General features: G+C 66.3%; 17 protein-coding genes and 1 riboswitch. Of the genes, 7 read left to right on the forward strand and 10 right to left on the reverse strand.

What is annotated here, in order from left to right; genetic code table 11:
- The first annotated feature begins 72 nt into the window (after positions 1-72).
- Both DIE16_RS08280 and DIE16_RS08285 read left to right on the forward strand, forming a co-directional pair.
- A complete protein-coding gene (locus tag DIE16_RS08280) occupies positions 73-1119 on the forward strand; it encodes an AraC family transcriptional regulator (RefSeq protein ID WP_124522860.1) in 1047 nt (348 codons plus the stop codon).
- 110 nt (positions 1120-1229) lie between these two features.
- Positions 1230-1423: riboswitch (cobalamin riboswitch) on the forward strand.
- A gap of 327 nt (positions 1424-1750) precedes the next feature.
- Entirely contained in the window at positions 1751-3679 is a 1929-nt protein-coding gene (locus tag DIE16_RS08285) for a TonB-dependent receptor domain-containing protein (RefSeq protein ID WP_124522858.1), read from the forward strand.
- 126 nt (positions 3680-3805) lie between these two features.
- Here DIE16_RS08285 and DIE16_RS08290 read toward each other — a convergent pair whose 3' ends face one another.
- The gene (locus DIE16_RS08290; RefSeq protein ID WP_124522856.1) at positions 3806-4453 is read right to left on the reverse strand and encodes a LysE/ArgO family amino acid transporter; all 648 of its coding nucleotides are present in this window, start codon (positions 4451-4453) and stop codon (positions 3806-3808) included.
- 115 nt (positions 4454-4568) lie between these two features.
- Here DIE16_RS08290 and DIE16_RS08295 point away from each other — a divergent pair, with 115 nt between their 5' ends.
- From DIE16_RS08295 to DIE16_RS08305, 3 genes are all read left to right on the forward strand, one after another.
- On the forward strand, positions 4569-5030 hold the full coding sequence (locus DIE16_RS08295; RefSeq protein WP_124522854.1) for an Lrp/AsnC family transcriptional regulator: 462 nt from the start codon (positions 4569-4571) through the stop codon (positions 5028-5030).
- A gap of 63 nt (positions 5031-5093) precedes the next feature.
- A complete protein-coding gene (locus DIE16_RS08300; RefSeq protein WP_124522950.1) occupies positions 5094-5504 on the forward strand; it encodes a VOC family protein in 411 nt (136 codons plus the stop codon).
- A 258-nt stretch (positions 5505-5762) separates the two neighbouring features.
- Positions 5763-6986 carry a DUF6396 domain-containing protein gene (locus DIE16_RS08305; RefSeq protein WP_409333451.1) on the forward strand — a complete coding sequence of 408 codons (1224 nt, stop codon included), beginning with the start codon at positions 5763-5765 and terminating at the stop codon, positions 6984-6986.
- 142 nt (positions 6987-7128) lie between these two features.
- On the opposite strand, the gene DIE16_RS08310 is transcribed toward DIE16_RS08305, so the two are convergent.
- From DIE16_RS08310 to DIE16_RS08320, 3 genes are read right to left on the reverse strand one after another with little or no spacing between them, the layout of a single operon-like run.
- Positions 7129-7482 carry a copper-binding protein gene (locus DIE16_RS08310; RefSeq protein WP_124484705.1) on the reverse strand — a complete coding sequence of 118 codons (354 nt, stop codon included), beginning with the start codon at positions 7480-7482 and terminating at the stop codon, positions 7129-7131.
- Positions 7483-7526: 44 nt separating this feature from the next.
- The gene (locus DIE16_RS08315) at positions 7527-8318 is read right to left on the reverse strand and encodes a DUF2182 domain-containing protein (protein ID WP_124522852.1); all 792 of its coding nucleotides are present in this window, start codon (positions 8316-8318) and stop codon (positions 7527-7529) included.
- A complete protein-coding gene (locus DIE16_RS08320; protein WP_044844625.1) occupies positions 8315-8959 on the reverse strand; it encodes a DUF1326 domain-containing protein in 645 nt (214 codons plus the stop codon). Before DIE16_RS08320 ends, DIE16_RS08315 begins: the two co-directional genes overlap by 4 nt.
- Before the next feature lie 344 nt (positions 8960-9303).
- On the opposite strand from DIE16_RS08320, the gene DIE16_RS08325 reads away from it, so the two are divergent.
- On the forward strand, positions 9304-10467 hold the full coding sequence (locus DIE16_RS08325) for an MFS transporter (RefSeq protein WP_124522850.1): 1164 nt from the start codon (positions 9304-9306) through the stop codon (positions 10465-10467).
- Positions 10468-10503: 36 nt separating this feature from the next.
- Here DIE16_RS08325 and DIE16_RS08330 read toward each other — a convergent pair whose 3' ends face one another.
- Entirely contained in the window at positions 10504-11556 is a 1053-nt protein-coding gene (locus DIE16_RS08330; protein WP_124522948.1) for an alpha/beta fold hydrolase, read from the reverse strand.
- 248 nt (positions 11557-11804) lie between these two features.
- On the opposite strand from DIE16_RS08330, the gene DIE16_RS36555 reads away from it, so the two are divergent.
- Positions 11805-11975 carry a hypothetical protein gene (locus DIE16_RS36555; RefSeq protein ID WP_185500361.1) on the forward strand — a complete coding sequence of 57 codons (171 nt, stop codon included), beginning with the start codon at positions 11805-11807 and terminating at the stop codon, positions 11973-11975.
- Between the two features lie 60 nt (positions 11976-12035).
- Here DIE16_RS36555 and DIE16_RS08335 read toward each other — a convergent pair whose 3' ends face one another.
- From DIE16_RS08335 to DIE16_RS08355, 5 genes are all read right to left on the reverse strand, one after another.
- Complete coding sequence (locus tag DIE16_RS08335; RefSeq protein WP_124485054.1) at positions 12036-12284, reverse strand: hypothetical protein; 249 nt, start codon at positions 12282-12284, stop codon at positions 12036-12038.
- A 265-nt stretch (positions 12285-12549) separates the two neighbouring features.
- Positions 12550-13080, reverse strand: coding sequence for a transferase hexapeptide repeat family protein (locus DIE16_RS08340; protein WP_124522848.1), 531 nt, complete (start codon positions 13078-13080; stop codon positions 12550-12552).
- Between the two features lie 3 nt (positions 13081-13083).
- On the reverse strand, positions 13084-14046 hold the full coding sequence (locus DIE16_RS08345; protein ID WP_124573108.1) for an electron transfer flavoprotein subunit alpha/FixB family protein: 963 nt from the start codon (positions 14044-14046) through the stop codon (positions 13084-13086).
- A 16-nt stretch (positions 14047-14062) separates the two neighbouring features.
- Entirely contained in the window at positions 14063-14812 is a 750-nt protein-coding gene (locus tag DIE16_RS08350; RefSeq protein ID WP_124570865.1) for an electron transfer flavoprotein subunit beta/FixA family protein, read from the reverse strand.
- 38 nt (positions 14813-14850) lie between these two features.
- Entirely contained in the window at positions 14851-15639 is a 789-nt protein-coding gene (locus DIE16_RS08355; protein ID WP_044844631.1) for an SDR family NAD(P)-dependent oxidoreductase, read from the reverse strand.
- Positions 15640-15667: the final 28 nt, after the last annotated feature.

Here is a 15667-nt window from a genome sequence, read left to right on the forward strand (position 1 = left end):
CGTGACGACGGCCGGCGAACCCCTACCGGCACGCTCACCGGCCCCTGTCAGGACGCTCAAACCGGGAGACATATGAAACAGCGTGCATTGCCGGCACGCGGCCGCGTGCTGCCGGGCTTCGGTGCCCGTCTGCTCGATGAACTGGCGCGCAGCGGCGTGCCGTCGGCGCAACGGCCTGCGCCGACGGCCGTTGCTGCTGCTGCAACGACGACACCCGGCGGCTTCGTCGCGCTGTACCGCGACGCGATCGAGCGGCTCGAGGCGCAGGTCGCGCGCGGCGACGGCCATCCGCCGATGCGCAAGCAGGAAGTCGACCTGATGTGCCGGTGCCTGCTCAGTTGCGCGACGCTCGCCGACGCGATCCGCTGCGCCGCAGAGTTCTGCGAGATGCTGACGCCGCGCGCCGGCGCGCTGTCGCTCGCGGTGCGCGACGGACGCGCGACGTTCCGGATGGATTCGCTGCGCCGCACGCGCAGCCCCGCCGCGTGCCTCGTCGACCTGACGGGGCTGTTCTGCTATCTGCAACTGTTCGGCTGGCTGATCGGGCAGCCGCTGCGGCCGGACGAAGTCTGGCTCGGCCATCCGCGCCGCGAAGACGCAATGCCGCTGCTCGGGCTGTTCAACGCGCCGGTCGACGTCGGCCGCCAGACCTACGGCTTCGCGTTCGACGCGGTGCGGCTCGATGCGCGCGTGATCCGCCAGCCGGGCGAGCTGGCCGCGTTTCTCGTCGATTTTCCGTTTCGGCTGATCGATGCCGCGCCGGCCGTCGTGTCATGGGCGCAGCAGGTGCGCGGCTTTCTCGATGCGGCGCTCGCGCGCGAACAGGCGCTGCCCGCGCTCGCGGCGCTGGCGACATGGCTCGGCGTCAGCGAAGCGACGTTGCGGCGGCGGCTGGCGGCCGAGGGCAGCGGCTATCACGCGTTGCGCGAACAGTGCCTCGCCGACGTCGCGCGGCGCTGCCTGCGCGAGTCGGACTGGCCGGTCGCGCGAATCGCCGCGCATCTCGGGTTCGGCGGCGAGGAAGCGTTTCGGCGGGCGTTCGTGCGATGGACGGGCATCGCGCCGAGCCGGTTCCGGCGCGATTGCAGCGCCGCCGGCGGTGCGTTTCGTCAGACATGAAACGCGGTGCGAAGGCTCGAATTGAAATGATTTCGAAAGCATCCGGCGAACACTGACGTTTTTTCGCATCCCTGCGCACTTCGATAATTGACGCGCCGGCGCACTCGCCATTACGCTTGCGCGCTGATGGTTCCCGGGAACGGGATCAAAAGGGAACGCAGGAGAGGCCGTGCCTCGAATCTGCGGCTGCCCCCGCAACTGTGAGCGGCGAATCCGCACCACCCCATGCCACTGGGAAACCGGGAAGGCCGGTGCGAATCGCGACCCGCGAGCCAGGAGACCTGCCATCGACCCGAGGTCCAAGCAGCCGCACCGGGCGGGGTGTCCCGATGCGCCAGCACCGCCTTTGGCGGTCGCCCCGTTGCATGGACGGCCCGACCTCAGGACCCTTCGGATGTCCGATCTTTCCGCCCCCGCTTCCACGCCGGAAGCGTCGTGCCGTTGCGCGGCCACTCCGCGCCGCGTGTCCGCACGCGTGTGCCGTGCCGTGTCGTGCGGCACGCGTCATGACGACACGCGTGAATGCCGCCCACGCTGCCCGGTCCCGCGATAGACCAACGACAACCAGGCGGTACTCGCCGCCACCCGCTTACGCTCGCCGTACCTGCAACACGATCACCCTCGCTGCCTCATGAATCTTCGCCACCTTCTCGCCACGTCCGCCGCCACGGCGCTGCTCTCCCCGATCGCCCACGCCGCCGGCGACATGCCACCCGCGCAGCCGCCCCAACCCGCCGAAGGCGCCGACCTGCCGACGATCAGCGTGACCGACACGCGGCATCTGCCCGAGTCGTTCGACCAGCGCTATGCGACGACGCAGGTGCTCACGCGCGCCGATCTCGACCGGCTGTCGCCGAGCGACCCGAGCATCACGCAGGCGCTCGCGACGCTGCCGGGCGTGACCGTCTCGCAGAACGGCGGCCCGGGTTCGTCGGCGTCGGTCAGCATCCGCGGCTCGTCGGCCAGCCAGGTCGCGGTGTTCATCGACGGCATCCGGATCGGCTCGCCGACCACCGGCATCGCGCCGTGGGCCGACCTGCCGACCGAAGCGTTCGAGCGCGTCGAGGTGATCTCGGGGCCGGCCGCCGCGTCGTTCGGCGCGAACGCGATGGGTGGCGTCGTGCAGCTGTTCACGCGCCGCGCCGCCGGCCAGCCGAACCAGACCATCGTATCGTTCGGCGGCGGCTCGAACAAGACCTTCGACACGCAGTTGCGCACGTCGGGCACCGTGCCGTCGACGGGGCCGCTCGCCGCGCTGGGCGGCCTCACCTACACGCTCGGCCTGCACGACTACAACACGGCGGGCATCGACGCAACGCGGCCCGTGTTGCCCTACCACGAAGACGGCCGCAATCCGTATCACGCGCAGGACCTCGATGCGCGCCTCGGCTATGCGCGCGACAACTGGTCGATCTCGACGTTCGCGCTGTACCACCGCTCCGACCTGTCCTATGACAACGCCGGCTTTGCGAACCGCGAGCTCGATCATCAGCTGACGACCGGCCTCGCGTTCCATCTAGACGTCACGCCCGACACGCAGTTCGACCAGTCGTTCGGTTATGCGAACGATCGCCAGTTCCTGTACGCGAGCGACCCGGCCATCCCGACCGACCAGATCAACTCGCAGCGCATCAGCTCGTCGACGTCGCTGACCCATCAGGCGCACGGCTTCCATCTGTTCGGCCTGCCGCTGTCGGGCGAGACGAAGGTGGCGTACGACTTCACGCGCGAACAGGCGTTCCTGCCGGTCGACGTGCCGGACGGCGTGCCGACGCGCAACGATTCCGCGTTCTCGCTGCATCAGTCGGCGACGCTCGGCAGCGTGACGATGTTCGTCGCGGGCCGCCACGAGATCATTGCCGGGAAGGCCGTGAACACCGGCAACGCCGCGCTGTCGTGGGCCATTACGCCGGTCTATACGGCGCGCGTGTCGTACGGCAATGCGTTCCGCCTGCCGTCGTTCAACGACCTGTACTACCCGGGCTACGGCAATCCCGACCTGAACCCGGAACGCAGCGATTCGGTCGAGGCCGCGTTCGACGCGAACACCGCGTACGGCACGTTCAGCGCCGCGATCTACGACACGCGCGTCAGCAACCTGATCGCGTACAACCCCGCGACGTTCTCGCCGATCAACATCGGCCGTGCGCATATCCGCGGCATCGACCTGTCGTACAAGGGCACGATCGGCCGCTATACGCCGGTCAGCGTCGCGATCGGGATCCTGAATCCGCAGGACGAGACCAACGACAGCTGGCTCAACCGCCGGCCGCGCCAGACCGTCAGCGTGAACGTCGACCACACGTGGGACGAATTCCATCTGCACGCGCTGAGCACGGGCGCGTCGCTGAGCTACGGCGGCACGACGTTCGACGATCCGGCCAACACGACGTACCTGCCGTCGTACCTGAGCGTGAACCTGCGCGCGTCGTACAGGATCAACGCGCACCTGACGGTGTCCGCCACGCTGTCGAACCTGTTCGACCGTCAGTACATGACCGCGTACGGCTACAACACGCTCGGCCGCACGGCGTTCGGCAAGGTCAGCTATACGTTCTGAGCGGGGTGGTCGGTGCATCGGCACCCAGGTGCGCGGGTGGCGATGCCGACGGGTGTACGGGTGCCGGATGTCGTCGGCCGCGAGCGAGCGATCGCGCGATCGCGTTCGCTCGCACCGCGCTACGCGTCAGGCCCCTGCGACGCCCCGCACGCCCGCGATCAACTGGATCGCGCCGAACGCGGCGATCACGACGGCCGACATGCGCGACAGCCGGTGCATGAACGTCAGCGACATCTTCGTGCGCAACGCGGCGGTCGCGCTGCTGAGGCACAGCCACCACGTCGCGGAACCCAGGAACACGCCGGCGACCATCAGCGCGACGGCCGCCCCCATCGCGCCTTCATGCGTGCCCGCCAGCGGGCCGAGCGCCGCGAAGATCCCGACGAACGACAGGATCGTCATCGGGTTCGACAGCGTGAGGCCGAAGGTCGTCAGGAAATCGCGCAGCACGGTCGTGCGCGGCACGTCTCGCACCGCCGCCGATGCGGTCGACGCAGCCGGCGCCTGCCGCGCGATCGACCACGCCAGCCATACGAGGAACGCGCCGCCGCCGATTTTCAGCGCGACGGTCAGCATCGGGAACGCGGTGACGATGCCGGCGACGCCCAGCGCGCCGAGCAGCCCGTAGATCGCATCGGCGCACGCGGCGCCGACGCCCGTCGCGAACCCCGCGTGAAAGCCGCGGCTCAGGCTGCGCTGGATGCACAGCATGCCGATCGGGCCGACCGGCACCGCGATCGACAATCCCATTACGACGGACTTGATGAACAGCATGGCCGGCTCCTCGCGACATGCAATGCGTTGAACCGTCATCGTAGGGAAACTCCGGTCGCCGCTGAAGGCGGTTTTTAAGGAAAAATAGCCGCTTCACCTTAAAAACTCCGCCGCGATGGACGAACTCGACTGGAAAATACTCGCGCTGCTGCAGGCCAACGGCCGCATCAGCTACACGGAGCTGGCACGCCAGGTTCACCTGTCGGTGCCGGCGGTCACGGAACGCGTGAAGCGCCTCGAATCGGGCGGCGTAATCGACGGCTATACGGCGCGGGTCAATCCGGCCGCGGCCGGCTACCCGGTGAGCGCGCTGATCGGCATCACGGTGCCGCAGCCGGCGAAGGCGAAATTCCTGAAGCTGCTGGAGACCATTCCCGAAGTGGTCGAGTGCCATCACGTGACCGGCGCGGATTCCTACGTGATGCGGTTCGTCGCCGTCAGCATGGCGCATCTCGAACAGCTGATCGAGCGCATCAATCTGTACGGCGAAACGCGCACGTCGATCGTGATGTCGACGCCGCTGCCGGCGCGCGGGCTCGCGCGTCCGGCCGCGGCAGTCAAAGGCGTTCGGGGGTGACAGGATGCCCCGCGCTGCGCGATGCTGTGCCATGCGCCGCTTGCGCGAACCGGACAACCTGCCATGCCAGTCATCGGATTCGATCATTACAACCTCCGCGCGGATCGGGCCACGCTCGATACGCTGCGCGACTTTTACGTGAACGTCGTAGGCCTCGAACCCGGATATCGACCGCCGTTCCAGAGCAGCGGCTACTGGCTCTACGCGGGGGCGCAGGCGATCCTCCACCTGTCGGAAGCTCGACCCGGCGAGGCGCGGCCGGCGCACGTCGTCAATACGTTCGACCATGTGGCGTTTTCGTGCGCGAATGCCGCGGACATGGAGCGGCGTCTTGTCGACGCTCAGGTCCGGTACGCGCGCCGGTACGTGCCGGTCACGAGCCAGCTGCAGATCTTTTTCACCGATCCGGCCGGGAATGGCGTCGAGTTGAATTTTGCGGAAGCCGGCGGAGATTCCGGTGACAAACGGTATTAGTGCTCAGCACATCGATCGACGCTGCGGCTTTACTGAACATCGTCACGCATGCGGTTTCCGCGTACCTCGCGGCGGAAACTGGCGCTTTCGCGACCATTCCATCGACGTCAGACACATCGGCCCTTACTTGACATGAATCGATCCAACGCGAAACTGATCACCCTCGTTCTGCGATTTCTATTCGCCAGCCTCTGCTTGCTGGCCGTCAATTCGCAAGCCAGCCCTTTTTCAGCCCAGACCAGCCAGCTGAGTGCCTCCATGTCCGACCTGCCCCGTTACGAGAAACTGCCGTTATTCAGCCCTCATCGCAAATCCTTCGCGTGCGTGTATCAGGCCCAACACGTACCGCCTGTCGACCCCCAGGCTGAATTGTGGTTTCAGCAGGCGCTGGCGCTTGATGATCCGAACATTGACTACGATAAGCGTGATTACCCGAAGATTTACCAACTCTACTCGCAGGCTGCCGAGCGCAATCACTGGAAGGCCATGCTCAATATCGCCTCACTGATATTGAGCGATCGTCAGGGCGTACCAACCCATGATCCTGAAGCCGCTATCCGCTGGGTGGAAAAAGCGATGAAACTGGGTGTGCCTGACGCCTACGACATGATGGGGGTCTACCATCAGAACGGGCTGGTTAAAGGTGGCGATGCGACCAGCGCCTATGCCTTCTTCCAGCGCGCTGCCGATATGGGTAGTCCATCCGCGCAAACTTTCATTGGAACAAAGACAGATGCTGCACATGACGATCCAGGCGGCGAATTCTGGGCAAATTTGCCGGTTGCGACACAGATGCTGGAATGTGCCTTCGCACAGGGATATGGAGATGCGGCAGATGAATTAGGGCTTGTCTACGCGAGAGATAACACCGCCGAAGGTAAGGCACGCGCCCTAAAAATTTTGCACGAGGGTGTAAAGCTCGGAAGTGCCAAATGCGCACATAGCCTCGCACCGGAGTTCCGAGGCCTAGACCTTACCGATGGAACCAACCTGGTCGGGCATATCGACAAAGCACGTGCGGAACGTTACAGCAAGCTCGGGGATGCGCTCGAGTTCTATCAGGGTCGCCTGAAACTGCCGAATCTTGACAAGGTACTCCCGCTGCCACCCGCCCCGTTGCCGAAATGGGATGGTAAAGCACAGACGCTGATCGACGGCGCAAAGGCCGTGACACCGCCCCCCAAGCCGCAGAAGAGTGTGGCGCAGCAAGGCCGGGAATTCATTCCGGACGGGTATGCCGTGGCGGCACGAGAACATAGCACGATGGTTGTCACGGGTGACAATCCAGTACCACGCGATGGCTATTGGCTCGCGCTGTATGGCCCACCCTCTGCCTCCAAAGCCGAGCTGATCCCCGCCCGCCGTAACATTGCGGAGCGCTATCAAATCGGGGAACGCTTCGGCGCACCGTCATTCGACTGGCTGGCCGCTGAGCAGGTGCAGTGGCACTACCTTGGCGAAGCCCCGCAACGCCATGATTGACAGGACTACCGTTCCCCGGAATGCTGGCCGGACGCGCCCCCTCACGCGCCGTACCTGCGATCGTTCCCGAGCACGATGTGCCGCATGCGGATCGAAGCGTTCGGGTTTGGCCCGTCTCGCCTGCCATCACGCGCGGCGAACCTCACCGCTGCTTCTCGAGCTTCACGATCGTCAGCGCACCGTTCACGCGCTCGACCCGGACCTTGACCTTGTCGCCCACGTGCAGCGACGCGATCATCGCCGGGTCGCCGGCCTTGAATGCCATCGTCATCGGCGCCATCCCGACGTTCTGGAGCGCGCCGTGCTTCAGCGTCACCATGCCGTGCTCGGCATCGATCCGTTTCACTTCGGCGTTGGTCAGCGCGGCATCCGGCGCCGACGTCTTCGAGTCGCCCATGTCCATGTTCATGTCGGACATGCTGCCGGCTGAATACGCCGGTGTCGCGACGACGTTCATCGCGCAGAGGACGGCGACGGCAATATTTCGAATCTTCATCAACCGACTCCCGGCTGCAGCGGGTAACGCATGGAACGCACCCCCTACACCAGCAACGTCGCGACCGCCCACCCGATCAGCACGACACCTAGCGCCCGGCCGACCCGCTCGCCGCCCGGCAGCACCTTTTCGACCAGCACGAACAGCGACAACGCGACGATCCACACGACGTTCATCACGCCGCCGACGAACAGCAGCGCCATCAGCAGCCAGCAGCAGCCCACGCAATACGCGCCGTGGCGCGCGCCGAGCAGGAAGCTGCCCGTGATGCCCGGGCGCCAGTATGTCGCGAGAAACCGCACCGGCGACCGGCATTGCCGCAGGCAGGCCTGTTTCAGCGGCGTGAACTGATAGACGCCGGCCAGCGCGAGGACGATCGCGGACAGCACGGCGCTCTTCGACCACAGCATCATCCCGGAGATCAGGCCGGCAGGCTGCAGCAGCATCTGCAGCACGGCCGCGCCGACCGAGAACGCGAGCCATACGGCCAGATAGCCGGCCAACAGGCACGCCGACGTGAATGCCGACCCGGCATCGCCCCGATCGTGATGCCGCAGCACGCGCCGGTACAGCAGCACGACCGGCGCCGCGCCGGGCGTCATCATCGCGATCATCATCACCCACCACATCAGGATCACGGTCGCCAACGACGGATCCATGGCGCCCATGCCGTCGGCCAGCCGATGCGGGAACAGCGCGACCGCCGTCATGTCCAGCGCCGACATGCCGGTGCCGGCCCCCGTCCACAGGTAGGCCCAGCACGCGCCCACGAGCGCGGTCATGCCGAGCAGCGTGACGACGCGCTCGCGTCCGAGCAGCTCGCCGACGGGGATCATGCCGCGACGCGATGCCGGATCAGCCCGTGGTTGTTCAGGTGCAGCCGTGCGAACTGCGCGTAGCTCCGCTCGAGATCCAGCTGGATGTGGCCGTGCGACCGGCCGGTGCCGGATCCGATCTCGGCCAGCTCGTATTCGAAGCCGTGCGGCAGGTCGATCCGCACGCGATGTTCGGCGCCCGTCACCGGATTGCGGATCGGCTCGCCGACGATGTCGAGCACGCCGTCGATGCTGATCCGGCCGCGCCGCGCATCGACATCGACGTCGAAATCGATCTTCGCGAAGATCGGCTCGTAGGCCTGCTCGAGCGTCGATGCGAACACGGAAAACATCGTCGCGAACGGATCGGTGTCCTGACCGGTCATGATCTTCAGCACGGCTTCGCACTGCGCGGGGCTCGCACGCTCGTCGACGATCGGCTGGCACCGGCCGTGGCCTTCGTGAATCGGCCCGGGCCACTGGAACACGACCGCGATCCGGACACCGTCGAGCACCACGTCGCCGTAGTGGCCGCTGTCGATCGAAATCGCACCCATCGCTTCGCAGTTGCCGTGCGTCGGCAACGAATTGAACTGGCAGGGGCAACCGTATGAGCAATTGCAGTTCATCAGTTCGGTTCCCTGGATCTCCCACGGCGTCATGGCTTCACCTCGCGCAGTCGCTGGCACGTAATGTTTCGAATCTAGTGCAGCGGACAGGGGAAATCAAAGTGCGCGCGGGTACCTCGTGCGTCGAAAAAAACCAGGCGCCGCGCGGCGCGCAACGGTGCCGGCCCGACGCATTCAACCTCGTCGTGCAGCCCCGCCGATGCAGGCCTTTCGATGCGCAACGGCGCGCTCGGACGAGCGCGTTCGAGCCATGTCGGACAAAAGCCGACGGCACGCATGCAGCATCATGAATGCGGGCATCCCGCATCGGTCCTGGTTCATACTGTCTCGCAATCTCCGATTCACCCCGACCGTCGCCGTCGCCCCGGATAGCCGTCATGCGCGTTCAAAGTGCGTTGCTGTTTCTCGTCGGCACCCTGCTCACCGCGGGCGGCTACGGTGCAACCTTCCTGCTGTCGATGCGCTTTCGCGCGATCGGCGGCAGCGATCTCGATACCGGCGCGGCACTGGCCGCGGCGACGGTCGGCACGTTCGCCGGCTTGTCGTTCGTCGGCTGGTTCTCGCAGCAGATCGGCACCACACGGATCGCCGCGCTGTCGTCACTGTGCATCGGCGCCGGCATCGTCGGCTTCGCGCTCGTCGGGCGCGCGCCCTATGCGGACCTGCCGTCCGGCTTCCTGGTCGGCTTCGGCTGGGGCGCGTTTCACCTGGCCGCGCCGATGTCGCTGGCCGAGCGTACCAGCGGTGCGGAGCGCGGCACCTGGTTCTTTCGATCGGCGACGTTCCAGATGACCGGAATCGGCGCATCCCCGGCGTTTGCCTCCTATGCGATGCGCATGCTCCACTGGTCGATCGACGACACGCTTTACGCGGTCGGCGCGCTGTGCGCGCTCGCGTCGCTGATGCTGGAAGCATTCGGCCGCCTGAGCCCGCGTCCGTCCGCCCCCGTCGCCGGCGGCCGGTGGGTGCGCGAGCTGCGCACGATCTCGCGCACGCGGGCGGCCGCGCCGATCGCGATGATCGCGCTCGGCACCTGCGTGTTCTCCGGCCTGATGACGTTCCAGATGTCGCTCATGCAGGGCACGCAGGCGCGGCCCGGCACATTCTTCAGCGTTTATACGATGACGGTGGTGAGCGCGCGCTGGCTGCTCGGGAGATGGGTCAGGATGGCGCGCCCCGAAACGGCGACCAAGGGCCTGCTCATGTTGATGCTGCTCGGCGCGCTCGCGATGTTCGGCGCTGCCGCGCACGCATCGCTGCAGTCCGTCGCGGCCGTCCTGCTGGGCGCCGGCTACGGCCTCATGTATCCGGTGATCCAGGCGCAGGCGGTCAACGATTGCCCGGACGCGCAACGGCATGGCGTGCTGACCTGGTTCGTCGCGTCGTATTTCATCGGCGCGTTCGGGTTTCCGTCGCTCGGCGGCTGGGTGATGGTGCATGCCGGCAAGGGCGCGTTGCTGATGCTCATCGCCAGCTGCGGGCTGGCGGCGCTGTCGCTCGCGATCCTGCGCGACCGGCCGGAGCCGGTGCGCACGCAATGACGCAGTGGCGGGACGACCCGCCGCGCGGTCTGCCGGTCAGAACCGCCCGACGTCGACCACCGCCTGGGCGAATGCCTGCGGCGCCTCCTGCGGCAGATTGTGGCCGATACCGCCGGTGATCGTGCGATGCTCGTACTTGCCGGTGAACTTCGCCCGATAGACGGCCGGCGGCACGTGAAACGCCCCGTTCGCGTCGCCTTCCATCGTGATGCTCGGAACCGTGATCGGCGGCGCGGATGCAAGCCGCTGCTCGTATTCGTCGTACTTCGCCTCGCCCACCGCAAGCCCCTGCCGCCACCGGTAATTGTGAATCGTAATGGCGACGTGATCCGGGTTTCGGAAAGCCGGCGCGCTTCGCGCGAAGGTCGCGTCGTCGAAGTTCCATTTCGGCGACGCCTGCTTCCAGATGAACTTGACGAAATCTTCGGTGTACTTCTCGTAGCCGTCGCGGCCGCGGTCGGTCGCGAAATAGAACTGATACCACCACTGGAACTCGCCGGCGGGCGGCAGCGGCATTTTTCCCGCGCTCTGACTGCCGATCAGATAGCCGCTCACCGATACCAGCCCCTTGCAACGCTCCGGCCACAGCACGGCAATGATATCGGCGGTTCGCGCGCCCCAGTCGAATGCACCGAACAGGGCCGTCCGGATGTCCAGCGCATCCATCAGCGCGATGATGTCGAGTGCAACGGCCGTCGGCTGCGCGTTACGCATCGTCTGGTCCGACAGGAAGGTGGTCGAGCCGTAGCCCCGCAGGTACGGGACGATCACCCGATACCCCTGCGCGCCGAGCGCCGGGGCGACGTCGACGAAGCTGTGGATGTCGTATGGCCAGCCGTGCAGCAGCATGACCGGCGGGCCATCGGCCGGGCCCGCTTCCGCATAACCGACATTGAGCAACCCGGCCTTGATCTGCTTGATCGTCGTGAACGACGGATGGCTTCCAGGCTTGATCGGTGGCAGCGGCGGTGTTGCCGACGGCGCATTTTGTGCGTGAGCGGATTGCAGCATCTCGAACTGCGCTGCAATAAGCGCACCGGCTGCCAAGCGCGCAAAGCCACGCCGGCGCGGGTCGATTTCTTCTGGCATTTTTATCTCCCGTTTCAGTGGGACTGACCGACAAACCGCAAAACAGACGCTACCGGAAAATGTTAGTCGATAGGAAACGGCTTGCAAGGCGGATTGAAAGACGGCAATAGGACGCATTGCCTGAATCGGTCTGTATGCGCCTCGGTCGCGCGTGCCGCCATCGGCTGGTCGGCTGAGTCTCCGCACTCGCAGCGTCGAATGGTGTCACGCCTGCGCAAATTGCCATCGCGTGGACGTAGAGCCGCAACATGGTGTCCATTCCGGGTACCCGGCGTATCGCATATCTTGAAGAAAACGTTGCCGCGTCGGACATCGATCTCGCGCCCGGCGAACTGGCAGCGCTGGACGAGGCCGCACCGGTCGGTGCGGCGACAGGCGAACACCATTCGGCGCGAATGATGGCAGCCGTCGGGCATTGACGGCGAAAACGCGCCGCCGCACGCGGCGCATCCGCAGCCCTCGGCGGTGTCGTCCCGACGTCAACCCGGTTTCTTCGACGACCGCGCGACCGCGAACCACGCCATCATCGCGCCCGCGACCCACGCGCAGGTCAGCAGCAGGTCGAAGTCCATCATGCCTTCGAAATTCTCACTGTTCTCGAAGCTGCAATGCCGGCTGCCGCGAAATTCGATGCAACCGCTGGCGACCCACTGAATGTGCATGAATACGTGATAGACGGCGAAGGCCGAAGCGATAATGGCGACGCGCAGGCGTAGGGTCGTTTTCATTCGGCGCCGGAGGCGGTGGGATGGTGTGACGCCGATCTTAAGACAACGGCGCCGCATCAGGCAATCGATCCGGCGCGTACGTCGCGACCGGCATGCACGACGTCGAATCGCCATCCGCACAAACCCCGATAAACCCCGTGACATCGCGCTTTCGGCGCGGCGCGCGGCGCGCACGGATTTGCGGTATTCACGCTGATGCACGATGGTCTTGCCGCCGGCCAAGCCTCCGCCGCCCGAACGACGACGCGTCGACAACGCGCATCGCTTACGCGTCGTCGATCTGCCGGAGCCCCCTCAAGCAATCCACCGCTAGCTGCTGATAGATCCGCGTGCCGTTCGCCTTCGCGTCGATCTCCGCGTCGCTCAGCCGCCGCACCACACGGCCCGGCATGCCCGCGAGCAGCACGCCGCGCGGCACGTCGTAACCGGCCTTCACGAACGCGCAGGCCGCGACGATCGTGGTCGCGCCGATCGTCGCGCCGTCCATCACGACCGCGTTCATCCCGATCATCGTGTCCGGCTCGAGCGTCGCGCCGTGCACGATCGCGCCATGGCCGATGTGGCTGTTCACACCGAGCCGGCACGTCTCGCGGATGCCGACGTGCAGTACGCAGCCGTCCTGCACGTTGCTGCCGTCGCCGACGACGATCGCGCCGAAGTCGCCGCGCAGGCTTGCATGCGGGCCGATGTAGCAGCCCGCGCCGATCGTCACGTCGCCGATCACGACCGCGCTCGGATGAACGTACGCGGACGAAGCGACGCGCGGGCGCATGCCGTCGAATTCGAACAGCGGCATCGCTCAGAGCACCGCGGCCGCTTCGGGCACGAGCGTGAACAGGTCGCCGACGAGGCCGTAGTCGGCCACGCCGAAGATCGGCGCGTCCGGATCCTTGTTGATCGCGACGATCACCTTCGAATCCTTCATGCCGGCCAGATGCTGGATCGCACCTGAAATACCGACGGCGATGTACAACTGCGGCGCGACGATCTTGCCGGTCTGGCCGACCTGGTAGTCGTTCGGCACGTAGCCGGCGTCCACTGCCGCGCGCGATGCGCCGAGTGCGGCGCTCAGCTTGTCGGCCAGCGGCTCGAGAACCTTCATGTAGTTCTCGCCGCTGCCCAGGCCGCGGCCGCCCGACACGACGATGTTCGCGCTGGTGAGTTCGGGGCGATCGAGTTTCGTCACCTCCCGGCCGATGAACTGCGACACACCCGCATCTGCTGCCGCTTCGATCTTCTCGACCGCTGCGCTGCCGCCAACGCCCGCGACCGGATCGAAGCCCGTCGTCCGCACCGTGATCACCTTGATCGGGTCGCCCGACTGCACCGTCGCGATTGCGTTGCCTGCATAGATCGGACGCTCGAACGTGTCGGCCGATACAACCGCCGTAATGTCGGAGATCTGCGCGACGTCCAGCTTCGCGGCGATCCGCGGCGCGATGTTCTTGCCGTAAGCCGTTGCCGGCACGAGGATGTGCGAGTAGTTCGACGCGACGGTCAGCACCGTCGCTTCGACGTTCTCGGCGAGACCGTCCGCGAGTTGCGGCGCATCGGCGAGCAGCACTTTCGAAACGCCTGCGATCTTCGCCGCTGCATCGGCCGCTGCTTGCGCGTGGTGGCCTGCGACCAGCACGTGAATGTCGCCACCGCCGAACGCGCCGACTTCGGCGGCCGCCGCCACCGTGTTCAACGTCGCGGCCTTGATCGGCGACGCGCCGCCAGCCGATGCCGCATCGTGCTCGGCGATTACCAGAATCGTCATGTCCGTCCGCTCCCTGTTACAGCACCTTGGCTTCGGTCTTCAGCTTGTCGACCAGCGTCTGCACGTCCGGCACCTTCACGCCGGCCGCGCGCTTCGGCGGCTCGGCCACCTTCAGCGTCTTCAGACGCGGCGCGACGTCCACGCCGAGGTCTTCCGGCTTCACCGTTTCCAGCGGCTTCTTCTTCGCCTTCATGATGTTCGGCAGCGTCACGTAGCGCGGCTCGTTCAGGCGCAGGTCGGTCGTCACGACCGCCGGCAGCGACAGCGACAGCGTTTCCGCGCCGCCGTCGACTTCACGGGCCACGGTTGCCTTGCCGTCGGCGATCGTCACCTTCGACGCGAACGTCGCTTGCGGCAGGCCTGCCAGCGCGGCCAGCATCTGGCCGGTCTGGTTCGAATCGTCGTCGATCGCCTGCTTGCCGAGGATCACCAGTTGCGGCTGTTCCTTGTCGACCAGCGCCTTCAGGATCTTCGCGACGGCCAGCGGCTCGACGCTGTCGTTCGATTCGACGAGGATCGCGCGGTCCGCGCCGATCGCCAGCGCCGTGCGCAGCGTTTCCTGCGCTTGCGTCACGCCGACCGATACCGCGATCACTTCGGTCGCGACACCGGCTTCCTTCAGGCGCACCGCTTCTTCCACCGCGATTTCGTCGAACGGGTTCATCGACATCTTCACGTTCGCGATGTCGACGCCGGTGCGGTCGGACTTCACGCCGACCTTCACGTTCGCGTCGACCACGCGCTTCACTGCCACGAGCGCTTTCAACTGCCTGCCTCCTCTCTTGTTTCGACCGCCGCGGCGCGTCAGCGCGCGGTGTATCCGCCGTCGATCACCAGCTCCGCGCCCGTCACGTAGCGCCCGGCCGGCGACACGAGATACAGGATGCCGGCCGCGATGTCGCGCGGGCTGCCGATCTTCGCCATCGGCACGTGGGTCTGCAGATAGCCGAACACGTTGTCGGGATCCTGGCCCATCTGGCGGAACGCGTCCTCGAGCATCGGCGTGCGGATGTAGCCCGGATGCACGGAGTTCGCACGAATGTTCTTCGCCGCATACAGCATCGCATCGACCTTCGCCATCATCCGCACCGCGGCCTTCGACGCGTGATACGCGGGCACGTCCGGGCCGCCGACGATCCCGTACATCGACGACAGGTTCACGATCGAGCCGCCGCCGGCCGCTTCCAAGCGCGGAATCGCCGCGCGCGTGCACAGGAACACGCCGTTGACGTTCACGTCCTGCACGCGCTGCCACTGTGCGAGCGTGAGTTCGTGGGTCGGCACGTTGTGCCCTTCGATGCCCGCGTTGTTCACGAGCACGTCGAGGCGCCCGAAGCGCGCGACGATCTCGCCGAACACGCGCTCGACGTCGGCCTCCTGCGTGACGTCGAGCGACCAGAACGCGGCCTGGCCGCCCTGCGCGCGGATCTCCTCGACGAGCGCTTCCGCGGGCTGCGACAGCACGTCGAGGATCGCGACGCTCGCGCCGGCCGCGGCCAGCGTGCGCGCCGTTTCCGCGCCGATGCCGCGCGCGCCGCCGGTGATCGCGGCCACCTTGCCGCGCAGGTCGAACAGGTCTTCGATGAGTTTCATTGTGTCTCCTTGTATTTAGGCGAACCGG

Origin of the sequence: Burkholderia sp. Bp9090 (assembly GCF_003857985.1) — a bacterium.
In the GTDB taxonomy this organism is placed as follows: domain Bacteria; phylum Pseudomonadota; class Gammaproteobacteria; order Burkholderiales; family Burkholderiaceae; genus Burkholderia.

What these genes read in the sequence shown, in the direction of transcription:
- DIE16_RS08280 (WP_124522860.1), top strand. Translation starts at nt 73, where the DNA reads ATGAAACAGCGTGCATTGCCGGCACGCGGCCGCGTGCTGCCGGGCTTC.
- DIE16_RS08285 (WP_124522858.1), top strand. Translation starts at nt 1,751, where the DNA reads ATGAATCTTCGCCACCTTCTCGCCACGTCCGCCGCCACGGCGCTGCTC.
- DIE16_RS08290 (WP_124522856.1), bottom strand. Translation starts at nt 4,453, where the DNA reads ATGCTGTTCATCAAGTCCGTCGTAATGGGATTGTCGATCGCGGTGCCG.
- DIE16_RS08295 (WP_124522854.1), top strand. Translation starts at nt 4,569, where the DNA reads ATGGACGAACTCGACTGGAAAATACTCGCGCTGCTGCAGGCCAACGGC.
- DIE16_RS08300 (WP_124522950.1), top strand. Translation starts at nt 5,094, where the DNA reads ATGCCAGTCATCGGATTCGATCATTACAACCTCCGCGCGGATCGGGCC.
- DIE16_RS08305 (WP_409333451.1), top strand. Translation starts at nt 5,763, where the DNA reads ATGTCCGACCTGCCCCGTTACGAGAAACTGCCGTTATTCAGCCCTCAT.
- DIE16_RS08310 (WP_124484705.1), bottom strand. Translation starts at nt 7,482, where the DNA reads ATGAAGATTCGAAATATTGCCGTCGCCGTCCTCTGCGCGATGAACGTC.
- DIE16_RS08315 (WP_124522852.1), bottom strand. Translation starts at nt 8,318, where the DNA reads ATGATCCCCGTCGGCGAGCTGCTCGGACGCGAGCGCGTCGTCACGCTG.
- DIE16_RS08320 (WP_044844625.1), bottom strand. Translation starts at nt 8,959, where the DNA reads ATGACGCCGTGGGAGATCCAGGGAACCGAACTGATGAACTGCAATTGC.
- DIE16_RS08325 (WP_124522850.1), top strand. Translation starts at nt 9,304, where the DNA reads ATGCGCGTTCAAAGTGCGTTGCTGTTTCTCGTCGGCACCCTGCTCACC.
- DIE16_RS08330 (WP_124522948.1), bottom strand. Translation starts at nt 11,556, where the DNA reads ATGCCAGAAGAAATCGACCCGCGCCGGCGTGGCTTTGCGCGCTTGGCA.
- DIE16_RS36555 (WP_185500361.1), top strand. Translation starts at nt 11,805, where the DNA reads ATGGTGTCCATTCCGGGTACCCGGCGTATCGCATATCTTGAAGAAAAC.
- DIE16_RS08335 (WP_124485054.1), bottom strand. Translation starts at nt 12,284, where the DNA reads ATGAAAACGACCCTACGCCTGCGCGTCGCCATTATCGCTTCGGCCTTC.
- DIE16_RS08340 (WP_124522848.1), bottom strand. Translation starts at nt 13,080, where the DNA reads ATGCCGCTGTTCGAATTCGACGGCATGCGCCCGCGCGTCGCTTCGTCC.
- DIE16_RS08345 (WP_124573108.1), bottom strand. Translation starts at nt 14,046, where the DNA reads ATGACGATTCTGGTAATCGCCGAGCACGATGCGGCATCGGCTGGCGGC.
- DIE16_RS08355 (WP_044844631.1), bottom strand. Translation starts at nt 15,639, where the DNA reads ATGAAACTCATCGAAGACCTGTTCGACCTGCGCGGCAAGGTGGCCGCG.